Genomic DNA, 19,463 nt, shown 5'->3' on the forward strand with positions numbered 1-19,463 from the left:
CAGCAAAAGAATCCCTGCTGGTGGATATAAATTTTATAAATTTCCGCGACGCTCTTGTTCTCTTTCAATTGATTCAAATAACGCTTTAAAGTTTCCTTCTCCAAATCCACGAGACCCTTTACGCTGAATGATTTCAATAAATAAAGTTGGACGATCTACAATTGGTTTCGTAAAAATTTGTAGTAAATAGCCTTCATCATCGCGATCTACTAAGATCTTTAATTCTTTTAACTTATCAATTTCTTCATCAATTTTTCCAACTCGTGCAGTTAATTCATCATAATAAGTATCTGGTGTATCTAAAAACTCCACACCATTTGCACGAAGCGCTTCTACTGTTTTAACAATGTCATTTGTTAGTAAAGCAAGATGCTGTACACCTGCTCCATTGTAGAATTCTAGATATTCTTGAATTTGTGATTTTCGCTTTCCATCTGCTGGTTCGTTAATAGGGAACTTAATACGACTTCCATTTGTCATAACCTTCGACATTAATGCTGAATACTCTGTACTAATATCATCATCATCAAAATGGATCATTTGTTTAAAGCCCATAACGTTCTCGTAATAACTAACCCACTCTTCCATCTTTTCAACATTACCAACTACATGGTCTACAGCAATTAAACCTGACTCTTCAAATGGAATATCAAACTCAGCCTTTTGGAATCCTGGCATAAATGTTCCTTTATAATTTTTACGCTCTACAAGCGTATGAATTGTATCACCATACGTACCAATAACTGCTTTTTTCAATGTACCGTTCTCGTCTGTTAACTCTACAGGTGGAGCAATTGCGACGGCACCACGTTTCACCGCTTCCGAGTATGCTTTATCAACATCGTCAACAAGTAACGCCACATCTTTCACGCCATCACCATGAGTCTTTACAAATTCTGCAATACGATTGTCGCTACTTAAAGCCCCAGACACAACGAAACGCATATTTTTTTGCACAAGAACATAAGATACTTTTTCACGATTACCAGTTTCTAATCCAGAGTAAGCCACAATTTTGAATCCGAATGCTCTCGCAAGGTAATAGCTTGATTGCTTTGCATTTCCTACGTAAAATTCCAAATGATCTACATCACGTACTGGAAAAAAGTCCTCCATTTGTGCAGCTAGCGTATCCATAGATTTTTGTTTCATAAAATCCTCATCCCCCTGTAAATAGATTAAATGGTCCATACTTAAAACCAACCGAAAACGCTTCCAACATCAATTAATAGAAATTAGTTAGCAAGCTAACAAATTCTGACCTTTAAAATTTTCTATCTTTTCTGTCAAATTCCTCTTTTTTTCTTACATATAAAATTCGACTTTTTTCTCTTTAAAATAAAGGGGACTATTCATACTTGAAGGGATATATAGAAGAAAAATAAAAAAGACCCCAACATATTAATTACTTACTAATATGCTAGAGTCTTTATTTTTTTTGAATAATTGTATTTATATGTCTCATACTAATACATTTGCAAGGAATAGAATAAATGATGTTAATACTACCGCTCCACCTAATGATCCTAATAAATCTGTTTTTGTTACTTGTAACACTTGTTCACTGTTCATATTCCTCATTCTCCTTTCATTTTGTATAATGTAAAACTTCTATTACACTAATACACTTGATAGAAATACGATTAATGCTGTTAATACTACCGCTCCACTTGCTGATCCTACAAAGTCACCTTTTGTTACTTGTAATACTTGCTCTTTCATTTTGCATTCTCCTCTCATTTTTCTTTTGTTACAAAGTTTTTATTATACTAACACGCTTGATAGAAATACGATTAATGCTGTTAACACTACTGCTCCACTTGCTGATCCTACGAAGTCACCTTTTGTTACTTGTAATACCTGCTCTTTCATTTCTTTCATTCTCCCTTCATTTGTTTTTTGTTACAAAACTTTTATTATACTAACACGCTTGATAGAAATACGATTAACGCTGTTAATACTACTGCTCCACTTGCTGATCCTACGAAATCACCTTTTGTTACTTGTAATACTTGCTCTTTCATTTTGCATTCTCCTCTCGTTTTCTTTTGTTACAAAACTTCTATTATACTAATACGCTTGATAGAAATACGATTAATGCTGTTAATACTACTGCTCCACTTGCTGATCCTACGAAGTCACCTTTTGTTACTTGTAATACTTGCTCTTTCATCTTATGTATCCTCCTTTTAATAAGTTATCTATATGTAATTTCTAAGAAATGTTTATTTCACAGTTTTTATGTTGGCGTTACATTAAAATTAATAACGTAACGTTTGTAACATTAATGTAACATAACTATTGTTACGTTGCAATATAATTACGTAAATTTTATTACACTTTTTTACGTTTTTTTATAAACATCCTAAAAAACCTTGATTTAATGCATTTTCTACTAACTTCATGTTTGTAACATTCATGTAATATTACAGTCATATAACGAAACATCCCCATATCCACCTCTACTTTTGTTACAAATTAACATAAATCTTTCATTAATAAAGTGGAATCTATCAAATTCTTACTGATAGTTCATGCGAGATAAAATACAATCTTTCCAAGATAAGTTTATATGTTTCCTCCATATAACTATGTATAATAAAAACAAAGAGGTGGTCATTTTGAAATTAATCGCATTAGATATGGATGGTACACTACTATCATCTAATCTTGAAATCTCCAGCGAGAACTTACAAGCTATCCAAACTGCAAAAGAGGCTGGTCATATAGTTATGATTTGTTCTGGTCGTGCAAAAGAAGATGCTTTAAAATTATTGGAAGAATATAAACTATCTCTTCCGGTTGGAGCGAGCAATGGGGCAATTGTTTATGTGGATGGAAAAGTAATTAACTCGCGTTGTTTACAAAACGATAAAGTATACAAGCTTGCAAAATTACTAGAATCTGAAGGTTTTCCTTATAAGCTATATACGAATAAAGGAGTTTATTCTCCATATACATGGCAAGATCAAGTCATGCAAGCGTTCGAAGAGAACAAGCATACACTAGATGTTACACTTGAGGAACTTGAAAGAATTACAGAAAAACAAAAGAAATCAAACTTAATTACTGATTTCCAAAAAATCGAAGATGTTGTAAATAATCCAGAATTAGAAATATCTAAATTCTTCATTTTGACGTTTAACGCAGAGCATCGTACACAGCTATTAAGCGTGTTACAAGAAGACACCGATATTTCAGTTACAGCATCCGCTCCTACTAATGTAGAAATTATGGATAAGCATGGTCATAAAGGGAACGGTCTACAAGAAATGGCCGCTTATTTCAATATACCAATTGAAGATACTATTGCAATCGGGGACAACTTTAATGATGTGCCAATGTTACAAGTAGCTGGCTTATCAGTGGCAATGGGAAATGCTGAAGAAGATGTAAAAAAACTATGTGATGTTGTAACATTAACAAACAATGAACATGGTGTTGCTCATGCAATCGAGCAATTTGTATTGAAACAAACTTCATCTAGTAAATAAAAAAAGGACTCTTTCAGTTTCTGAAAGGGTCCTTCTCTTTTATACATGATGACAAGCAACAAAGTGCTCTTCACCAACATTACGGAATTCTGGTACCGTTTGTTTACAAATATCTGTTGCAAATGGGCAACGTGTATGAAAGCGACAACCTGAAGGTGGATTCGCTGGACTTGGAATATCACCCTCTAGTATAATTCGCTCTCGCTTCACTGTTGGGTCTGGTATTGGCACAGCGGATAACAATGCTTTTGTATACGGATGGAGTGGATTTATAAATAACTCATCACGTGGCGCTGTTTCCACAATCGTTCCTAAATACATAATTCCAATCTTCGTACATAAATGCTCTACTACGCTTAAATCATGTGAAATGAATAAATAAGATAGTCCTTTTTTCTCCTGTAACTCACTAAATAAATTAATGATTTGTGCTTGAATAGATACATCTAGTGCTGCCACAGGTTCGTCAGCTACAATAAATTCTGGATTTAATACCATAGCTCTTGCGATAACGATACGTTGACGTTGTCCACCAGAAAACTCATGAGGGTACCGGTCAATATGATATGGAGCTAAGCCACATAACTCTAATACTTCTGTCACCTTCTCACGAACATTTTCTTTCGTCGCTAATCCGTGAGCTAACATCGGCTCACCAAGCGCTTCCCCAATTCTCATTCTCGGATTTAATGAGCTAAATGGATCTTGGAAAACAAGTTGCATATTAGGACGATGTTTTCTCAATTCTTCCTTAGATAAAGAGTGAACATCTTGCCCTTTAAACTTCACTTCCCCTTCCGTTTTTTGAACGAGACGTAAAATTGTTTTTCCTATCGTCGTTTTTCCGCTTCCCGATTCACCAACGAGGCCGAATACTTCACCTTTATTAATAGTAAAACTTACCCCATCAACTGCTTTTACATGTCCAACCGTTCTACTAAATATGCCGCCTTTAATTGGAAAATATGTTTTTAAGTTCTTTACTTCTAATAATGGTTCACTCATTGTTCCGCACGCTCCTCATATAACCAGCAAGCAACTTTATGATTCTCATCATGTACATTCAAACTTGGTGCCTCTTCTTTACATATTTCCATACAATGCTCACAACGGCCGCTAAAGTAGCAAAACTCATCCAAACCAACTAAATTAGGAACTTGCCCTGGAATAGAATATAGTTTATCTATTCGTTTACCCATTACTGGTTTTGATTTCAACAAACCTTTCGTATACGGGTGTTTCGGATTTTTGAATATCTCTAGTACTGGGGCTTCTTCAATAACTTTCCCGCCATACATAACGACAACATAATCAGCCATTTCCGCTACGACACCTAAGTCATGTGTAATTAATAAAATCGACGTTTTAAATTCTTCTTTCACTTGTCTTAGTAGATCCAATATTTGAGCCTGAATCGTAACATCAAGAGCCGTTGTCGGTTCATCCGCAATTAATAACTTAGGATTACAACTAAGTGCAACAGCAATCATAATACGTTGTAACATACCACCACTTAGTTCGTGTGGATAAGAATGGACGATTTCATCCGCACGAGCTATGCCGACTTTACGAATTAACTCAATCGCCTTCTTATATGCTTCATTTTTACTAAGCAGTTCATGCTCCCTTAACGTCTCTACAATTTGTTCCCCTACAGTAAATACTGGATTTAGCGATGTCATCGGTTCTTGGAAAATCATCGCAATATCATTCCCTCGTAAACTACGAAGCTCTTTCTCTTTCATTCCTAAAAGACTTTTTCCTTCATATAAAATATCTCCTCCTACTACACTGCCTGATTCAGCAATAAGTCCCATAATAGATAAAGCCGTTACACTTTTCCCGCAACCAGATTCACCTACAACACAAACAGTTTCACCTTCTCGAACTGTAAAACTAACATGATTCACAGCTTTTACTGTTCCTTCTTCTGTCTGAAAGTGTGTTTGTAAGTCTTTCAACTCTACTACCGCTTTACTCATATTCCCTCACCTACCGTCTCATCTTTGGATCTAACGCATCACGAAGTGCATCACCAAGTAAATTAATGGATACAACTGTTATAAAAATTGCAAAACCAGGCGGAATCCATAACCACGGACGCTTTTGGAAATCAATTAATGAGTTAGCTGCGCTAATCATATTCCCCCATGACGGTGTAGGTGGGACGACTCCGAGACCTAAGTAGCTTAGTGCGGACTCACTTAAAATAGATCCAGCCACGCCCAAAGTTGCTACAACAATAAGTAACGGAAAGACATTAGGAATTAAATGATGAATAATTTTTCGAGAATCCTTTAATCCTAATACATCTGCTGCTTGCATAAAGGCTTGCTCCCGCAATGTTAAAATTTGTCCTCTCACAAGACGAGCAAGCCCTGGCCATCCTACTAAACTTAAAATAATCATTACAACATATAAACGGTATTCTGATGGTAATTTCCATTCTGATAAAATCGCTCCCATTATAATAAGTAGCGGTAATCCCGGAATGGACATTAGCACATCCGCAACACGCATAATTAAATGATCCACAACCCCTCGATAAAAACCAGCAATTGCTCCTAATAAAGCTCCTAGTATAACGGATAGTAGCATCGACGCTAAACCAATTGTTAATGAAATACGCCCTGCTTGCATAAGTCTAGTTAAAATATCCCGCCCCAACTGGTCTGTTCCAAGCCAATGTGACAGGCTGGGCGGTTTATTAATTTGTGTTACTTGTACTTTCCCATCTGCATATGGTGAAAAGATTGGACCGATAAAACTAAATAAAAACATAAATATTAAAACGTATAAGCCACACAGTGCCATCTTATTTTTCTTGATTTTTTTATACGCTTGGCGCCATGGTGATGATTCATTTTTCTTTTTCCGTTCTTTCTTTTTCCCTATTATTGGTGTAATAGTCTCCATATCTTTCCCCCCTTTACTTCAATCGAATTCTTGGATCAACAAACGCATATACAATATCAGCTAAGAAATTAGCCATAATTGTTAAACAAGAAAGAAACATTGTAAACGCCATTAATACGGTATAATCACGGAAGTTTAATGCCTCTAATTGAATACTCCCAATCCCTGGCCAATTAAAAATCTGTTCAATAATAATAGCTCCTGAAAATAAACCCGGTAATTCAAAAGCGAGTAATGTAATTGCTGGCAAAATTGCATTTTTCAATGCATGTTTATAAATAACGGTTCTTTCTTTTAAACCTTTTGCACGAGCGGTACGAATATAATCTTGTCTAATAACATCCAACATGCCGGTTCTAAAATATCGTGTTAACGATCCTACACCAAGAAGCGTTAAAATAAATACAGGTAGAATCATATGACGTAATACTTCTAATATGTATGCTATCCCTGTTGAGTTACTCCCAATATCAATCATGCCACCAATAGGTAATAACTTTAAATCAACTGCTAATAATTTAATTAAAAATAGTCCGATAAAGAATGATGGAAATGACATTGCTGCAAAGATACCGATTGTTACCAATCTATCAAACCAAGAGTGCTGCTTTGTTGCAGAAATAACCCCAATAATAAGAGCAATAATCCAAGTGAAAAATAAAGCTGCAACAGCAACAATAAATGTATTCCAAATGAATTTATTAAGTAATGAAGTTACCGGTTCTTGATACTGTAAAGAAAATCCAAAATCACCATGCAAAGCATTCACTAACCAATGAAAATACCTTTCAATAATTGGTTTGTTTAAGCCGTATAATTCCCTTAATTCTTGGGCTCTCTCTGGTGTTAACTTTGGATTTGAATCAATATAATCTCCCGGCAAAAGTGCAAATAAGAAAAAAATAATAATAGATGTACCAAACAATGTAGGGATCATTTGAAGGAACCTACGAATGATATATGTTTTCACCTTTTGTCTCCCCAATCCTATTTACTTAAAAATAGAAGAACATTTTTTCAAAACAGCTACCATTCCATTGCTGTGTGAAAAAACGTCTTCTATTATTTAGGTCAATCCTTATTGTTCAATAGATAATACTGGTAAGTTAGAACTGATGCTATCGTACTTTTCTGGATCAATTCCTTTTATACGTGCATTATGAGCATACAGTAGTTTACGATAGTTTAATAAAATAACTGGTGGATCATCACTTAACTCTTTATACAGTTCTTTATAAATTGCTTTACGTTTTTCAATATCTGTCGTCCCTATACCTTTTACAATCAAGTCATCTACTTTCGGATTACTATAACCCGTATCACTTTTTGGATTAGTCGATAAGTAATCACTTACAACTTCACTTGGATCACTAATTCCTGGTGTTGAAACTGCCGCTAAATCGTAGTCACCTTTCCCTACTTTTGAAAGCATCGTATTAAAGTCCATCAACTCTGGATTTAATTCAACACCGATTTCTTTGTAACTTTCTTTTGCAATTGGAATAAAGATATCATTTGTTTTACCTGTATTTGATGCGTAGTATGTTAATTTTAATTTTTGACCATCTTTTTCACGAACCCCGTCAGAACCTACCTTCCAACCAGCCTCATCTAATAATTTTTTAGCCTTTTCTACGTCGTGTGGATATTTATTAATACCTTCTTCTGTATATGCCCATGAAACTGGCGCAATTGGTACGTTAGCAACAGATCCATATCCTTGTAAAGCTGTATCCACATACTTCTTACGGTCTAATCCATAAGTAAGTGCTTGACGTACCTTTTTATCTTTCAAATACGATTTCTTATTATTTACATAGATATAAGCAATATCACTTGATGATTCAAGATTAATGTTTGCAAACTCTAATCCTTTTAATTGGTCTATATTCTCAGGATTTGCTCTAAATCCACTATAGTCCAGTTCACCGGTTTGGAATAATTGGAATCCAGTATCACCTGATGTGATTTTGTAAATAAAGTTTTTGATTTTTGGTTTACCTGCATAATAATGTTCGTTAGCAACAAAGCGTACTTCTTGACCTGGAACATATTTTTCAAATTTATATGGACCCGCCGCAATTGGTTGCCCATATAATGCTTTTAAATAGTCTAAACTTGTATTTTGTTTATAATCTTTTCCATAATAAGCTTTTGATAGCACTGGACCACCTAAATTAATTAGCGCCTGTGAATTAACTTTTTCAGTTGTAATTTTAATTGTTTGTGGATCAACAACTTGAATTCCTTCAATAGAAGTTGCTTTTCCTTCTTTATATTCTTTTCCACCTTTAACAGCATACTGAGCAATGTCCATTCCACCTTCATACGCTTTATCATGAAGTAGTGTTAATGTAAATGCTACGTCCTCAGCCGTTAAAGGCGAACCATCACTAAATTTTAGATTTTTACGTAAATGGAATGTATATGTTAACTGGTCAGCAGAAATATCCCATTTTTCTGCAAGGTCCGGAATAGGTTTACTTTGTTTGTCTGTTGTTACTAGTGATGCAAAAATTACAGACGTTACATTTCCATCCCAACCATTCTCTTGGAAATATGGAAGGAAAACTCCCCCTGGCTTAGAAATAGCCGTAATAAAAGTATCCTTTCGCTGATTTGCTTTCTCTGGACTTTTCTTTTTATCTGTAGCTGGAATTGATTCAATCTTAGCGTCTTTTAAGTCTTGTTTTTTTACCGGTTCTGTAGAAGCCGTCTCTTCCTGTCCCCCACAAGCAGATAACACAAGCGAACTACTCAGTAATACCGAAAATACACCAGCCCATTTTTTTGTCTTTTTCTTCATTGTCCCCACCCTAACTTTTTAATAGTGATACCCTTTGAACTTATTAGCTTATGTATGCCTCCCACAGCACATTTATAGCCAATCGGAAAAGTCGGTTTTAATCGTAAAAAAATAGATGTTTTTGAGGGGTAACAATCCTATTCCGACCTTTCCGGTAGACTTTATGGTTATTAGCTTATATCTTCCGTTATATTTTGTCAATTCTTTCTAAAAAATATTTTTAGAATTTTTTCAAAATTATTGTTCTATCTTTAATTTAGGTAAACTTAACAAGATACCGTTATAGTTATCTTCTTGTAATCCTTGAATGCGTGCATGATGTGCAGACACAACTTTACTATTATTTAAGAAGATTACAGGCGGATCTTCACTCAACTCCTGGTACAACTTTTTATAAATTTCTTTGCGTTTTTCAATATCTAATGTTTCTAGTGCCTGCTTCGCTAATTCATCTACTTTCGGATTATGGTATCCATCATAGTTTCGTTTACTTGTTGAAACAAACTCCTCAATTGTTCCACTCGGATCATCAATCATTGGCGTAGATACCATTGCTAAATCATAATCACCTTTTATCACTTTTGAAATCATCGTATTAAAGTCCATATATTCTGGGTTAAACTCTACACCAAGCTTTTTATAATCCTCTTTCATCACCGGGATCATTACATCATTTATTTTACTTGCAGAAGAAGCAAAATAACTTACCTTCAATTTTTGACCATCTTTTTCGCGGATTCCATCTGAACCAGCTTTCCATCCAGCCTCATCCAATAATTCCTTTGCTTTCTCTAAGTTATACTCATATTTATTAATACCTTCTTCTGTATACGCCCAAGAAACTGGCGTAATCGGTACATTAACGAGTGAAGCATAACCTTGGAAATACGTATCAACAACTTTTTGACGCTCTAATCCGTAAATAAATGCTTGGCGGACACGCTTATCTTTAAAGTATGGTTTCTTATAATTCATTTTAATGTAGCCGTAAGAGCTTCCTGTATATACATTAATATTGGCAAAACCTAAATCCTTTAACTGTTCAATCGTCTCCGTATTTGTCGTAAAACCATCATAATCTACTTCCCCGGCTTGAAATTGTTGTAGCTTTGTATCACCTTTTGAAATTTTATAAATAAAGTGCTCAATCTTCGGTTTTCCTTCAAAATAATTTTCATTAGCTACAAATCGAACCTCTTGACCAGGAATATATTTATCTAATTTATAAGCTCCTGCTCCCATCGGTTTTCCATATAACTCTTTTAAATACTCCAGGTGCCCTTGTTTATACTCTTTCCCGTAATAAGCTTTAGATATAACTTCTCCACCGATTAATGATAGTGTTTGGGCATTTACCTTTTCAGTCGTAACCGTAATTGTTTTCGGATCAATGACTTGAATTCCCTCAATAAAGGTTGCCTTTCCTTCTTTATACGCTTGCCCCCCCTTTATTGCTGTTTGACTTATATCAGTCGCTCCACTATAAGTTGGATCGTGTAATAGCGTTAATGTAAATGCTACATCATCTGCAGTTAGTGGTGATCCATCACTAAACTTTAAACCATCTTTCAAATAGAACGTGTATGTAAGCTGATCCTCCGAAATATCCCACTTCTTCGCTAAAATTGGAATTGGTTTTCCTTCCTTATCGAGTCCAACAAGAGGTGCAAAGATAGCTTGCGTTATATTACCATCCCATCCATTCTCCATAAAGTGCGGAAGGAATATCCCTCCAGGACTCGGCATTCCAACTACAAAAGTATCTTTTCTTTCTTTTGCTTTTACGGGACTTTTTGCTTTGTCGCTTGCCTGAATAAATTCATCTTTTACTTTCGGTACGTTCCCAGCTTCGTTTGTACTCGCTTCCTCTTGACCACATCCGGCTAGTAATACTGATACACTCAAAAATGTAGCAATTGCTCCTTTAAAAACATTTTTCATTGCACTATCACCTTTACCTTCTTAATTTTTAACGATGTAGGAACATAGGACTCCTTTCTACAACTATATTAATTATTCCTATAAAAATAGTATGAATTAATTTCAAGATTATTCCTTTAAATATGTCAACCGTTCTCTTTTATTTCTTATTAAAAAATTAAAAATTCACTTCTATTCGTTCCGTATGAAACATAGAATACTAATAACCAATAACCAAAAAGGGGGCGAAAACATGGACAACCTATTCCAATACGTCCTGCACTACGTATTATTAACAATTATGATAGTCGGGGCGCTATTACTATTCCCATTCTTCCCAAAGTTCGTCCTCTTTTTAGCTTTTTTTATTATGCTCGGGATCGCTATTATCATTTCGACAAGAGAAGATAAAACACAAAAAGAAAACAGAGTTCAGCGTGTAAAGCTGTAACTCTGTTTTTTTGTTTTCAATCATGCTTTGCTGTTACACATACTTATGTCTCGGGAAATAATTAACCGATCTAAAAAGCTCCTAATACTATTTATGTTTCACAACCTATGGAAGTTACGAAACAAAGATTTATCAAATTTACTGTTTCACGTGAAACACAACTTTTATTTATCTCTTAAAGCAAAACAGCAGTATAAAAAAGCGAATCCCTTCAGTAAAACTGAAAGGATTCGCTTTTTATTTTTCACTCCACAATATTCTCTAACTCATTATATAACTCCGCTCGTAACAACTCTTTCTTCGTTTTTTCTTCATACAATTGTTCAAGCATTTCAACATCAACTACTTGTTCCATCTTACACTCAAGCGTATATATATCTTCTTCAACATGCATTAACTCAGTTTCAATCTCCTCAATATTCCTAACTTCTTTCTTTTTTACAGGGACTGTTTCCATACTTTTTCTTCCTTGGCGTCGCTGCTTTATTACTTGTGTCTCGATTTTTTCTTCCCACTTTTGACGCGCCCATGCATAGTTCCCTGCAAACTCAAATAATTTACACTCATCAATCCAATACGTCTTTTCAAATAACTTATTTAAAAAATAACGATCATGTGAAACAGCTAAAATCGTTCCATTATATTGTTCAAGAGCTTCCTCTAAAACTTCTCTTGATTCAATGTCGAGATGATTTGTTGGCTCATCTAAAATTAAAAAATTGATATCTTGATACATAAGTTGCGCAAGTCTTAACCTCATTTTTTCTCCACCGCTCAGTTGCGTTACTTTCTTAAACACCGCTGGACCATAAAATAAAAACTTAGCTAATATATGTCTCGCTTCTCCCTCTGTTACAGCTACACATTCCCTGAAAGCCTCCAATACATTACTCTTCATATTTCCGTACGCATGCTGGGATAAATAACCGATTTTCACACTACTTCCAATTCGAATTTCTCCAGCGTCTGGTTCTATTTCTTCTAATAATAACTTTAATAGCGTTGTCTTTCCTGTACCATTACGACCAACGATAGCTGCACGCTCTTGAAAACGAACATGTAAATTTGCTTCGTTAAATAAAAGATGTTCCGCAAATCTTTTACTCACTTCTTTCATTACAACAACATCTTTTCCACTTCTCTCTTGCCCTTCAAACTGAAGTCCTATTTGTTTTCGTTCTAAAATAGGTTTCTTTAGTTTCTCCATACGTTCCAGTGCACGTTCCATACTTCTTGCTCTCTTATGCAATCCTTCATTTGGAGGATTCGCCTGATTTGCCCATTCACGTAGTCGCTTAATTGCTTCTTTCATTTTCTTTATTTTCTTTTGCTGTTCTTGATAAGCCTGAAACTCCTGAAGCAACCTTTCTTCCTTTTCCTCAACAAACTGAGAATAGTTTGTATGATACACGTGAATCTCTCCATCTTCTAAATCAAAAATCTTCGTTACAACTTCATCAAGGAAATAGCGATCATGTGAAATAACCATAACTGTTCCGTTGTATTCTTTTAAAAATTGCTCTAACCATTCGACTGCAAATAAATCTAAATGATTGGTTGGTTCATCTAATAAAAGTAAATCTGGTTTCTGCAACAGCATGTATGCAAGGCTTACTTTTGTTTGCTCCCCACCACTTAGCTCCAGAAATGATCGATGGAATAGTTCTGTCACCTGTAAACCATTTGCTACCTTCATAATGTTCGCTTCGATTTCATAACCACCAAGAAACGCAAACTTTTCTTGGATGATTCCGTATCTCTCCATTAATTTTTGTAAAACAGAAGATTCCTGTTCTTCCGCCATATGTTTTTCTAAAGTACGCATTTCTCTTTCTAATTCTTTTTCTATTTTAAAAGCGGAACTCAATACTTCATATACAGTCATACTTTCATCAAATTTCGGAATTTGTGCCACATGACCAATACGTGTACCTTTCTTCATATGAATGGCCCCTGCATCCAAACTTTCCATTCCAGTTAGAAGCTGAAAGATTGTTGTCTTCCCACTACCGTTACGACCAACTAATCCAACACGTTCACCATTCTTTATTTCAAGCGATATATTTTCAAATATGATGTTTCCACCAAAAGATTTCGTTACATTATTTACACTACAAATTGTCATTTTCCGTACTCCTTTCAATATAAAAAACCATGGGGAAGAAACACTCCCCATGGTTTTCGGCATAGAAAAAGGAAGCTAAATAGCTCCCTTTTCACACGTTTATTAAAAATGGGTGAAGAGATTTCTATCGTTCTATAGCTACTATGCAATTGTTAAAAAAGGGCAGACGTATCCCGTTAACAACTACATCATGAAAAATCGCACGACAAAAATAGATAAAATCTAAAAATTTGGCACGTGCAGCTAAAGAACGTTTCATCTCATTCACCTCTTTCGTACGGAATTTAATACTTACTTCTTTATTATACTTTCCCATTCCATGTTTGAATAGTCATTTTTCTGAAAATAATGAAGATAGACTAAACATTTCGATAAGTGACATCAAATCTTACAAAACTGTTATGTTCACGTAATGGAAAGCGATAGTACGAAAAGATGCCTCCCTATACAATAAAGATGTAAACAAAAGAGACACCAAAAGGAGGAAACAATCATGATGAAGGAAATCGTAAAAGCAATCTTTGAGGTATTAGTGAACGGACAAGCAGTTGTAAAAGAACTAAACGAACTATAAAAAGGAGTGAAAGAATATGATGAACATGGTAAAAATGATTTTACACGCTTTAGTTGATGCAAAAGCAGTTAGCCAAGAATTAAACCAACAATAAAAAGGGGTAAATGAATATGAAGAAAGCCATTATTGTAATCGCAAGTACAGCAATTGCCTTTTACACAATAAAAAATAGAAAAAAGAAGCACAATAAAAACGATCTATATTATCCATACACATTATTAAAGAAAAAATAAAAGACAAGGTACCCTATCTTAATGAGGATATCTTGTCTTTTATTTTTCCTATTCCCTTTAAAGGATTTTCCTCTTCTTTTCCCGAATGTATTAAGCGGGATTTTTACACATATTTTAAAGGGGCATATATACAAATGGATACACAACAACTATACTTTTTAAACGATATCGGCAAACAAAAACCAGAAAGCATCCGGAATAGAAGCGCTGCATGTCCTTTTTGTGACAGAGAAAATTTAACGGATATTTTAGCAACTGAAGGCTCAATTATTTGGCTAAAAAACAAATTTCCTACATTAAAAGATACATTTCAAACGGTGCTAATCGAAACAGATAATTGTGAAGATCATATTGCGACATATACAGAAGAACATATGCGATCGTTAATCCGTTTCTCCATTAAACATTGGTTAAACTTACAGAAGAATGAAGAATTCACATCTGTAATTTTATACAAAAATCATGGTCCATTCTCAGGTGGAAGTTTGCATCATGCACACATGCAGATTATTGGAATGAAATATGTAAACTACCTCGATAACGTAGAACAGGACAATTTCCAAGGAGTAATTGTACAAAAGAACGAACACATTGAACTCAACATTTCAGATCGTCCCATTATCGGTTTTACTGAATTTAATATCATTATTGAAGATATTGGATGCATAGATGAACTAGCAAATTATATTCAGCAAACTGTACGTTACATACTGACAGATTTCCATAAAGGATGTAGTAGTTATAACTTATTCTTCTATTACTTAAACGAAAAAATCATTTGTAAAGTTGTTCCTAGATTTGTCGTTTCACCGTTATATGTAGGATATAAAATACCGCAAGTTTCCACAAAAATAGAAGACGTAAAAATACAACTAGCAGCGTATTTCACAAAACAAAACGACGCGATTATCCATAAAAAAATAGAGTAGGTATCAAAAACCTACTCTTTAATTACACCTTTATTTCGATAGTACACATCTTCTAATCCGATGTTATACTTCATGTTATTATCCGTCCACTCTGGCCCTAAATTCCCTGGCCATCCAGATGTATTTGCTATATATTTTAATAACGCAAAATCCGTCAAACCTTTTTGCACCCCGCGCTTATATCCTTTCATTAAATGCGGCATTGCAATTTGCGCATTTGTACGTGGATCTTTCAGCTCGTCATCAGTTAAATGATCCGGTGCAAGTCCACCACCGCGATGCAATTGAAACAATCCGAATGAAGTTCCGTTATCTCCAACACTTCTTGGATTTAATCGACTTTCATGTTCGGCAATTGTAAGAGGTATCCATTCTGGAAGATTGACTTTCTTTGCTTCCTCTATAATAATTTGTTTCATCTGTTTTGCTTCTTCTGAGTCAACATAGCTTGTCTCATTTACTAATTTGCCCATTCCTTCAGACTTTCCTTGGAAATATAAGTACACTCCAAGAACAACTAAAAATCCTACAAAGAATTTCTTCACTACCTCTACCTCTTTCTCCGCTGAAATTTGTCCCCTTTCAGCCTTCTTCCCTTTACAATTACCCACATTCTATCATTCTCTTACTCTTTTATCATAGCAAATAACTATACATATTATCATCATGCTTTAGACCGATTTTGTAAAAAAACAGCTGGTAAATACGTGCAAAAATGTAACTTCCATAGACTATAACGTATTTCTTGTATATAATTGTAAATTGAACTCTACATATAGAATAGGAGCAGACCAAATGAAAAAGTGCATAATACTCTTGTTCAGTATTTTACTTCTTATCCCTATCCACACCTTTGCACAAACGTCATCAAAACCAAAAGTACTTGTTTTATATAGTACAAAAGAAGATAAAATTACAAATAATATTCAAATTCTTAACACTCAATTAGGACATTTTACAAACGATATAACTACGAAAAGTTTAAACAAGGCTCATGAAATTACTAATTCATCTTCTTATACACATATTGTCTATATCGGTGAACAAAAAGAAGAGTTTCCTACTGAAGCAAAACAACTTATAGAAAATTTCTCAGGTCCAGTATTAGTTTTAGGGCAAAATGTTGAACAATTATCTAATCGCTTTTCATTCATTACCCTAAAGGATAATGATATACGAACTAATAAAATCGAATATCCAAGTAATAAATTAAAAAACACTCTAGAAGAAGAAGAACGTTTGATTCAATCTTTTGATACAAACGGAACTATTCTTGCTAACGCTTTAAGCTCAAATAACAAGAACCCACTAATCGTTCAACATGAAACATCTTACTACGTTGCAACACCAAATCTCTTTGACTGGATTTCTCATTACGTCGGTGAAATGCTATTTTCTTACTTTGGACAAAAACCAACGACAAATAAAGTAGAAGCTTATTTACGTCTTGAAGACGTTCATCCAGCCGCAGATATAAATCAATTAAAAGAAATTGCTGAATTACTAAAAGAGAAAAAGATCCCCTACATGATGACAGTCATACCAGTATATAAAGATCCTGATACAGGAAAGACAGTACATTTAAAAGATAAACCCGAACTAGTCGATCTTTTACGCTCTATGCAAGACGATGGTGCAGCAATTATTATGCATGGTTATACTCACCAATTTTATGATAGCGAAACCGGTGAAGGTTTTGAATTTTGGGACGTAAAAACAGACCAGCCAATTCGTCAACCAAATCATGAACAACCAAAATCAAAAAATGACTTTCCTACTATAGATGCCTATAATGCATACGTAAAAAAAGGGGAAGAATTTGAAGAAAAATATACAACTGATCATATTGAAAAAGGCATTCAAGAACTTGTAGATGCCAAATTATATCCTGTCGCATTTGAAGCACCTCATTACACGATGTCTCAAAAAGGATATGAAATACTATCAAGATACTTTTCAACTTATGTAGGACAACTACAGTTAAGTGATACAACTTGGAAATCCATGCACTCACCATTTTATACAAGTACCCCATCCTTTTTACATGGCATGAAATTAATGCCTGAAACAGTTGGATTTATTGAAGAAGATAAGCCACATGCTATCGCTAAAATGAAAGAACGTGCTGTATCTGTTGCAAAACTATCTGACGGCATTATCGGTGCATTCTATCATCCTTACTTAGGTGTGAAACCATTAAAAGAAGTACTAAAGGATCTAGAAAGTATTCCAAATATAGAATGGATTGATTTACAAAAAGAAACAAATGAAGTGAAAATGAAGGATATTCATATTACTACTAATAAAGATGGCATTCACGTTGAAAAACCAACGAGCGCAAGCGACATAATGGATTATGTAAAACAATATGGATTCTTCCTTATACTTGGTTTCTTCATCATTGTCTTTCTATTGTTATTAAGACGTGCAAAAAAATTAGAATCCTAAAATAAAACCACCAAGCAAAATGCTTGGTGGTTTTTTAACTTAAACCAAAACGCGGCATATTATTAATAACCCATTGATTATTTTCATAAATAAATTCAACTTCCACTTTTTCCGTTACATTATCATAGTCATTATACGTTTCTACCTGCGCTTTTATTTTTCCATCCTTTAACTCGGCAGAAATAATTTTTGTAAATTTAGTTGCTGCTTTTGATCCTGGATCTCCAATAGCATAGTACATTTTTCCATTTAACTCTTTCATATACTTACTCTTCATATACTCTGCTATAAATGATTTTGAGAAATACGTAGATAGCGTAGTCTCTAAATTATCCTTCGTATTATAAATAGGGGTCACTAATTCCCCGTATGACAAATCCCCTACTCGTTTTGGATTTCCTGTTAGTGCAGCCATTTGAACATTAGTAAGTTCCTTCTGTGCATTCCATACTTTCTGTAACATAACATCATCTGCTAATTTCTTATCTTTTACTTCATTTGATTTCTTTGTATCTAGATTCATGATAGTGCCATTATCCGTATAGAGGTACATATCTCCTGCTACAAAATATAAATAAGATTTAGTTGGTTCAACCGCTTTATTATAAATTACTTTTTCATTTCCTCCATTCATTCTCTTCTTATATACTCCATCCTTTTTTATATAATAAAAAGTGTCCCCTTTCACATTCATCTGCAAGGCATCCTTTACCAATAACTTTTCATTATTTTGTTGAACGTCTATTTCATATATGCCATGCTCAGCTTCATTTGTTTCAAAAGGTAACGAAAAGTCGACAACAGCATATAATTTTTCATTATCATATGTAGCACTAGATATTGTTGCATAATTTTCTTTTGACCAAGTTTTATTATCTTTTGTAACTTGTGTTCCACGATTTTTATTCCAATGTAGAATACTATCATCTATCGTTTGAGACCAACCAGAATTTTTAAATGCCGCTTCTTCTTCCTGTCCCGTTTTCAAATCCATTTTTACAATCCCTACAATATCAAAACCACCATGCTCAGAATATTTTTTCGGATAAAATAAAGTTTGGTCTTTTATATAAACATAATTTGTATCCGCTTTTAACGTGTCTAGCTTTTTGTTAGATATATCATACTTCATTAAAGAAGATAATCCCGCATTCTTATCTTCATCCGTATGAATAAAATATAAAACCTTGTTTTTTATATTTATGTAAGAAGCATTTACACCTTCCACTACACGTTCCGAAGTCTGAAATTGATCTTTCGTACGATAAATGCCTCCTGTATTTTCATTACCATTTACTGCATAGTAAACCCATCCATCACTCTCTGCCATCTTCCCTTTATTAGAACTGTTTCCAACCGTATTGCCATTTTTCTCATTTTCTTTCATCTGTTTTTCAACTACTGGATCAATTTGTTCTTCTTTATTTTCTTGTGTTACGTTTGAATTGATAGCCTTTTTTTCTGCTTCACATCCAAACGCTGCAAATGAAAGTGTACCGATCATCATTGTAATAGCTATTTTTTTATATGCTCTCCCCATTTTCTTCCCTACTTCCTTCATCAAATT

Annotated in this window: 21 protein-coding genes; 5 read left to right on the forward strand and 16 right to left on the reverse strand. The window is 34.3% G+C overall.

All coding sequences use genetic code 11. The annotated features are described in order from the left end of the window. Positions 1 to 33: 33 nt before the first annotated feature. The 6 genes from hppD to RTP99_RS22830 form a co-directional block, all read right to left on the reverse strand. Positions 34 to 1,152 (reverse strand): 4-hydroxyphenylpyruvate dioxygenase, encoded by a 1,119-nt coding sequence (gene hppD / locus RTP99_RS22805; RefSeq protein ID WP_000810913.1) that lies wholly within the window; start codon positions 1,150 to 1,152, stop codon positions 34 to 36. A 309-nt stretch (positions 1,153 to 1,461) separates the two neighbouring features. Further along, a complete protein-coding gene (locus RTP99_RS22810; protein WP_001083700.1) occupies positions 1,462 to 1,572 on the reverse strand; it encodes a DUF3948 family protein in 111 nt (36 codons plus the stop codon). 42 nt (positions 1,573 to 1,614) lie between these two features. Continuing rightward, positions 1,615 to 1,722, reverse strand: coding sequence for a DUF3948 family protein (locus RTP99_RS22815; protein ID WP_000664237.1), 108 nt, complete (start codon positions 1,720 to 1,722; stop codon positions 1,615 to 1,617). A 42-nt stretch (positions 1,723 to 1,764) separates the two neighbouring features. Then, the gene (locus tag RTP99_RS22820) at positions 1,765 to 1,881 is read right to left on the reverse strand and encodes a DUF3948 family protein (protein ID WP_000661718.1); all 117 of its coding nucleotides are present in this window, start codon (positions 1,879 to 1,881) and stop codon (positions 1,765 to 1,767) included. Positions 1,882 to 1,916: 35 nt separating this feature from the next. Then, positions 1,917 to 2,024: a DUF3948 family protein gene (locus tag RTP99_RS22825; RefSeq protein WP_000664237.1), complete on the reverse strand. Its 108-nt coding sequence runs from the start codon at positions 2,022 to 2,024 to the stop codon at positions 1,917 to 1,919. A gap of 41 nt (positions 2,025 to 2,065) precedes the next feature. After that, positions 2,066 to 2,173: a DUF3948 family protein gene (locus RTP99_RS22830; protein ID WP_000664237.1), complete on the reverse strand. Its 108-nt coding sequence runs from the start codon at positions 2,171 to 2,173 to the stop codon at positions 2,066 to 2,068. 448 nt (positions 2,174 to 2,621) lie between these two features. Between RTP99_RS22830 and RTP99_RS22835 the strand changes: the two genes are divergently transcribed. Next, complete coding sequence (locus tag RTP99_RS22835; protein ID WP_000766435.1) at positions 2,622 to 3,494, forward strand: Cof-type HAD-IIB family hydrolase; 873 nt, start codon at positions 2,622 to 2,624, stop codon at positions 3,492 to 3,494. A 39-nt stretch (positions 3,495 to 3,533) separates the two neighbouring features. Here RTP99_RS22835 and RTP99_RS22840 read toward each other — a convergent pair whose 3' ends face one another. The 6 genes from RTP99_RS22840 to RTP99_RS22865 form a co-directional block, all read right to left on the reverse strand. After that, positions 3,534 to 4,499: an ABC transporter ATP-binding protein gene (locus RTP99_RS22840; protein ID WP_001294511.1), complete on the reverse strand. Its 966-nt coding sequence runs from the start codon at positions 4,497 to 4,499 to the stop codon at positions 3,534 to 3,536. Further along, on the reverse strand, positions 4,496 to 5,476 hold the full coding sequence (locus tag RTP99_RS22845) for an ABC transporter ATP-binding protein (RefSeq protein WP_000030795.1): 981 nt from the start codon (positions 5,474 to 5,476) through the stop codon (positions 4,496 to 4,498). The genes RTP99_RS22840 and RTP99_RS22845 overlap by 4 nt, the downstream gene beginning before the upstream one ends. Positions 5,477 to 5,486: 10 nt before the next feature. Then, positions 5,487 to 6,410: an oligopeptide ABC transporter permease gene (gene opp4C, locus RTP99_RS22850; RefSeq protein ID WP_000447963.1), complete on the reverse strand. Its 924-nt coding sequence runs from the start codon at positions 6,408 to 6,410 to the stop codon at positions 5,487 to 5,489. 13 nt (positions 6,411 to 6,423) lie between these two features. Beyond that, positions 6,424 to 7,380, reverse strand: a complete 957-nt coding sequence (locus tag RTP99_RS22855; RefSeq protein WP_000860689.1) for an ABC transporter permease — start codon at positions 7,378 to 7,380, stop codon at positions 6,424 to 6,426. Between the two features lie 108 nt (positions 7,381 to 7,488). After that, a complete protein-coding gene (locus tag RTP99_RS22860; protein ID WP_000730690.1) occupies positions 7,489 to 9,216 on the reverse strand; it encodes an ABC transporter substrate-binding protein in 1,728 nt (575 codons plus the stop codon). Positions 9,217 to 9,453: 237 nt separating this feature from the next. Continuing rightward, on the reverse strand, positions 9,454 to 11,157 hold the full coding sequence (locus RTP99_RS22865) for an ABC transporter substrate-binding protein (protein WP_000799895.1): 1,704 nt from the start codon (positions 11,155 to 11,157) through the stop codon (positions 9,454 to 9,456). A gap of 232 nt (positions 11,158 to 11,389) precedes the next feature. Between RTP99_RS22865 and RTP99_RS22870 the strand changes: the two genes are divergently transcribed. Beyond that, positions 11,390 to 11,587, forward strand: coding sequence for a hypothetical protein (locus RTP99_RS22870; protein WP_000369256.1), 198 nt, complete (start codon positions 11,390 to 11,392; stop codon positions 11,585 to 11,587). Between the two features lie 244 nt (positions 11,588 to 11,831). Here the strand turns inward: RTP99_RS22870 and abc-f are convergent, their stop codons facing one another. Both abc-f and RTP99_RS22880 read right to left on the reverse strand, forming a co-directional pair. Then, positions 11,832 to 13,712 (reverse strand): ribosomal protection-like ABC-F family protein, encoded by a 1,881-nt coding sequence (gene abc-f, locus RTP99_RS22875; RefSeq protein WP_000150904.1) that lies wholly within the window; start codon positions 13,710 to 13,712, stop codon positions 11,832 to 11,834. A gap of 124 nt (positions 13,713 to 13,836) precedes the next feature. Then, positions 13,837 to 13,971 carry an RAxF-45 family protein gene (locus tag RTP99_RS22880; RefSeq protein ID WP_000830641.1) on the reverse strand — a complete coding sequence of 45 codons (135 nt, stop codon included), beginning with the start codon at positions 13,969 to 13,971 and terminating at the stop codon, positions 13,837 to 13,839. A gap of 419 nt (positions 13,972 to 14,390) precedes the next feature. Between RTP99_RS22880 and RTP99_RS22885 the strand changes: the two genes are divergently transcribed. Together RTP99_RS22885 and RTP99_RS22890 are read left to right on the forward strand one after the other, a co-directional pair. Then, positions 14,391 to 14,519, forward strand: coding sequence for a hypothetical protein (locus RTP99_RS22885; RefSeq protein WP_003266122.1), 129 nt, complete (start codon positions 14,391 to 14,393; stop codon positions 14,517 to 14,519). A 134-nt stretch (positions 14,520 to 14,653) separates the two neighbouring features. Continuing rightward, positions 14,654 to 15,448 carry a DUF4931 domain-containing protein gene (locus RTP99_RS22890; RefSeq protein ID WP_000381051.1) on the forward strand — a complete coding sequence of 265 codons (795 nt, stop codon included), beginning with the start codon at positions 14,654 to 14,656 and terminating at the stop codon, positions 15,446 to 15,448. Positions 15,449 to 15,459: 11 nt separating this feature from the next. Here RTP99_RS22890 and RTP99_RS22895 read toward each other — a convergent pair whose 3' ends face one another. After that, complete coding sequence (locus RTP99_RS22895; protein WP_000713259.1) at positions 15,460 to 15,993, reverse strand: transglycosylase SLT domain-containing protein; 534 nt, start codon at positions 15,991 to 15,993, stop codon at positions 15,460 to 15,462. A gap of 250 nt (positions 15,994 to 16,243) precedes the next feature. Between RTP99_RS22895 and RTP99_RS22900 the strand changes: the two genes are divergently transcribed. Further along, positions 16,244 to 17,896, forward strand: a complete 1,653-nt coding sequence (locus tag RTP99_RS22900; RefSeq protein WP_312367729.1) for a DUF2334 domain-containing protein — start codon at positions 16,244 to 16,246, stop codon at positions 17,894 to 17,896. Positions 17,897 to 17,930: 34 nt separating this feature from the next. Here RTP99_RS22900 and RTP99_RS22905 read toward each other — a convergent pair whose 3' ends face one another. Then, the gene (locus tag RTP99_RS22905; protein ID WP_000532158.1) at positions 17,931 to 19,436 is read right to left on the reverse strand and encodes a DL-endopeptidase inhibitor IseA family protein; all 1,506 of its coding nucleotides are present in this window, start codon (positions 19,434 to 19,436) and stop codon (positions 17,931 to 17,933) included. Between the last annotated feature and the right edge of the window lie 27 nt (positions 19,437 to 19,463).

The organism is Bacillus sp. (in: firmicutes) (genome assembly GCF_031983925.1).
GTDB lineage: Bacteria > Bacillota > Bacilli > Bacillales > Bacillaceae_G > Bacillus_A > Bacillus_A pacificus.